Source organism: Streptococcus pseudopneumoniae (genome assembly GCF_001076775.1).
Classification (GTDB): Bacteria; Bacillota; Bacilli; order Lactobacillales; family Streptococcaceae; genus Streptococcus; species Streptococcus pseudopneumoniae_G.
Genome location: NZ_JVGV01000031.1, coordinates 1 through 4,053 on the forward strand (window position 1 = coordinate 1; position 4,053 = coordinate 4,053).

2 protein-coding genes are annotated in these 4,053 nt (G+C 40.8%); both read left to right on the forward strand.

What is annotated here, in order from left to right; genetic code table 11:
- A partial coding sequence (locus ADJ60_RS09365) for a pneumococcal-type histidine triad protein (protein WP_049544721.1) occupies window positions 1-2,400 on the forward strand: 2,400 nt, incomplete at its 5' end.
- Window positions 2,401-2,557: 157 nt separating this feature from the next.
- On the forward strand, window positions 2,558-4,053 hold a 1,496-nt coding region (locus ADJ60_RS09370), incomplete at its 3' end, for a pneumococcal-type histidine triad protein (RefSeq protein WP_049544722.1).

The following is a 4,053-nucleotide window of genomic DNA, read 5'->3' on the forward strand; positions in this document are numbered from 1 at the left end:
GGCAATCACTTCCACTATATTCCGAAGAGTGATTTGTCTGCCAGTGAATTAGCTGCTGCCCAAGCCTTCTTATCTGGAAAAGGTAGTCAATTAAGTACCGTTGAATACCGTTCAAGCAGGGGAGAAACAAGATCTACTCTAAGAACGAGTCAATCTGAAACTCCTCAAAATCCTGCTACAGCTCCGGAGAGCCCAAATGAGGATTTAGCTAGTCTTCTTCAAGAATTGTATGCCTTGCCACTTAGCCAACGTCATGTGGAGTCTGATGGATTAGTATTTGACCCAGCACAGATTACAAAACGTACTGCCAATGGTGTGGCAGTTCCTCACGGGGATCATTTCCATTTCATTCCTTATTCGCAAATGTCTGCTTTGGAAGAAAAATTGGCTCGAAATCTACCAATTGGAGGTCAGCCAGTTCAAAGTCAATCTGACAATACGAAACCAAGCAGTACCGATAAACCAAGTTCAACACCAAGTTCAACCATTAAACCAAACTTTAATCTCAATACGCAGGCACCAAATCGAGGAACTGGAGGCGCTTATACAACGGATGATGGGTATGTCTTTAGTCCGACAGATGTGATTGAAGATACAGGAGACGCATTTATTGTACCGCACGGCAATCATTTCCACTATATTCCGAAGAGTGATTTGTCTGCAGGAGAATTGGCTGCTGCCCAAGCTTATTGGAATGGTAAACAGAGCTCACATTCTTCTACAAGCTCAAGTAAACCAAGTAGTGATAATGCTAAACCAGCCCAACCAAGTTTGACAGAGACTCCAAACCTGACTGTCACCCCAACGTATCATCAAGACCAAGGGGAAGATATCCCAACACTTTTAAGTGAATTGTATGCCAAACCTTTATCAGAACGTCATGTTGAATCAGATGGCTTAGTCTTTGATCCGGCACAAATCATCAAACGTACAGCAAATGGTGTGGCAGTTCCTCACGGAGACCATTATCACTTTATCCCTTATTCACAAATGTCACCGCTGGAAGAAAAATTGGCTCGTATGATAGCTGTCAAGGGACAAAATGGCAGTGTCTTGCCAAGTGTTACTCCTCTGAAGCCAGCGCCTACTACCAAACCTCAAGCACCGGTGGAAAATAAACTGACAGAATTTGATGTCAACCAGGTTGTTAGAAAAGTTGGCGACGGTTATATTTTCGAAGATAAGGGCGCTAGTCGTTATGTTCTAGCTAAAGACTTAGCCAAGGATAAGATTGATGCTATTGAAAATCTCTTGTCTAAGAAAACTCAAGAAACACACGATCTAGTTGCGAAGAAAGAAAATGTCGCTCCTCGTGACCAAGAATTTTATGATAAAGCATATAATCTGTTGGCTGAGGCTCATAAAGCCTTGTCTGAAAATAAAGGTCGCGTTTCTGATTTCCAAGCCTTAGACAAATTAGCAGAACGCTTGAATGATGAATCTTCTAATAAAGGAAAATTGGTAGATGATTTATTGGCATTCCTAGCACCAATTACTCATCCAGAGCGACTTGGCAAACCAAATTCTCAGATTGAGTATACCGAAAATGAAGTCCGCATTGCTCAATTAGCTGATAAGTATACAACTTCAGATGGTTACATTTTTGACGAACATGATATTATCAGTGATGAAGGAGATGCCTATGTAACGCCTCATATGGGACATAGTCACTGGATTGGAAAAGACAGCCTTTCTGATAAGGAAAAAGCTGCAGCTCAATCTTATACTAAAGAAAAAGGAATTCTACCTCCGTCAGCAGACGCAGATGCTCAAGCAAATCCAACTGGAGATAGTGCAGCGGCTATTTACAATCGTGTGAAAGGGGAAAAACGAATTCCACTCGTTCGACTTCCATACATGGTTGAGCATACAGTAGAAGTTAAAAATGGTAATTTAATCATTCCTCATAAGGATCATTACCATAACATTAAATTTGCTTGGTTTGATGATCACTCATACAAAGCTCCAAATGGTTATACGTTGGAAGATTTATTTGCAACGATTAAGTATTATGTTGAACATCCTGACGAACGTCCACATTCTAATGATGGATGGGGCAATGCCAGCGAGCATGTCTTAGGTAAGAAAGACCACAGTGAAGATCCCAAAAAGAACTTCAAAGCGGATGAAGAACCAGTAGAGGAAACACCTGCTGAGCCAGAAGTCCCTCAAGTAGAGACTGAAAAAGTAGAAGCCAAGCTCAAAGAAGCAGAAGCTTTACTTGCTAAAGTAACGGATGCTAGTCTGAAAGGCAATGCGACAGAAACCCTAGCTGGTTTACGAAATAATTTGAGTCTCCAAACCATGGATAATAATGGTATCATGGCAGAAGCAGAAAAATTACTTGCGTTGTTAAAGGGTAGTAATCCTTCACCTGTAAATAAGGAAAAAACAAACTAATGAAAAATGGGAGTCTCGATAAAGAGGCTTTCATTTTTATTATGTATATACGAAAAATTCTTGACAAGCAGTACTAAAAGGAGTAAAATATTAACTAGTTAATTAACTGGTTTATTGTTTTATAGTGAATCAAATAGAGTTAAGAAAAGAGGAGATTATGAAAATCAATAAAAAATATCTAGCTGGATCAGCAGCAGCACTTGTTTTAAGTGTCTGTGCTTATGAACTAGGTTTGCATCAAGCTCAAACTGTAAAAGAAAATAACCGTGTTTCATACATCGATGGTAACCAACCAAGCCAAAAGGCAGAGACTTTGACACCTGATGAAGTCAGTAAAAAAGAAGGTATTAATGCCGAGCAAATCGTTATCAAGATTACGGATCAAGGTTATGTGACTTCTCATGGAGACCATTATCACTACTATAATGGCAAGGTTCCTTATGATGCTATCATTAGTGAAGAACTGCTGATGAAAGATCCAAATTATCAGTTGAAGGATTCAGACATTGTCAATGAAATCAAGGGTGGCTATGTGATTAAGGTGGACGGTAAATACTATGTTTACCTTAAAGATGCGGCTCATGCGGACAATATTCGGACAAAAGAAGAGATTAAACGTCAGAAGCAGGAACACAGTAGTAATCACGGAGGTGGTTCTAGCGATAAAGCGGTAGTCGCTGCCAGAGCTCAAGGCCGTTATACAACGGATGATGGGTATATCTTTAATGCCTCGGATATCATTGAGGACACGGGTGATGCTTATATTGTTCCTCATGGCAATCACTTCCACTATATTCCGAAGAGTGATTTGTCTGCCAGTGAATTAGCTGCTGCCCAAGCCTTCTTATCTGGAAAAGGTAGTCAATTAAGTACCGTTGAATACCGTTCAAGCAGGGGAGAAACAAGATCTACTCTAAGAACGAGTCAATCTGAAACTCCTCAAAATCCTGCTACAGCTCCGGAGAGCCCAAATGAGGATTTAGCTAGTCTTCTTCAAGAATTGTATGCCTTGCCACTTAGCCAACGTCATGTGGAGTCTGATGGATTAGTATTTGACCCAGCACAGATTACAAAACGTACTGCCAATGGTGTGGCAGTTCCTCACGGGGATCATTTCCATTTCATTCCTTATTCGCAAATGTCTGCTTTGGAAGAAAAATTGGCTCGAAATCTACCAATTGGAGGTCAGCCAGTTCAAAGTCAATCTGACAATACGAAACCAAGCAGTACCGATAAACCAAGTTCAACACCAAGTTCAACCATTAAACCAAACTTTAATCTCAATACGCAGGCACCAAATCGAGGAACTGGAGGCGCTTATACAACGGATGATGGGTATGTCTTTAGTCCGACAGATGTGATTGAAGATACAGGAGACGCATTTATTGTACCGCACGGCAATCATTTCCACTATATTCCGAAGAGTGATTTGTCTGCAGGAGAATTGGCTGCTGCCCAAGCTTATTGGAATGGTAAACAGAGCTCACATTCTTCTACAAGCTCAAGTAAACCAAGTAGTGATAATGCTAAACCAGCCCAACCAAGTTTGACAGAGACTCCAAACCTGACTGTCACCCCAACGTATCATCAAGACCAAGGGGAAGATATCCCAACACTTTTAAGTGAATTGTATGCCAAACCTTTATCAGAACG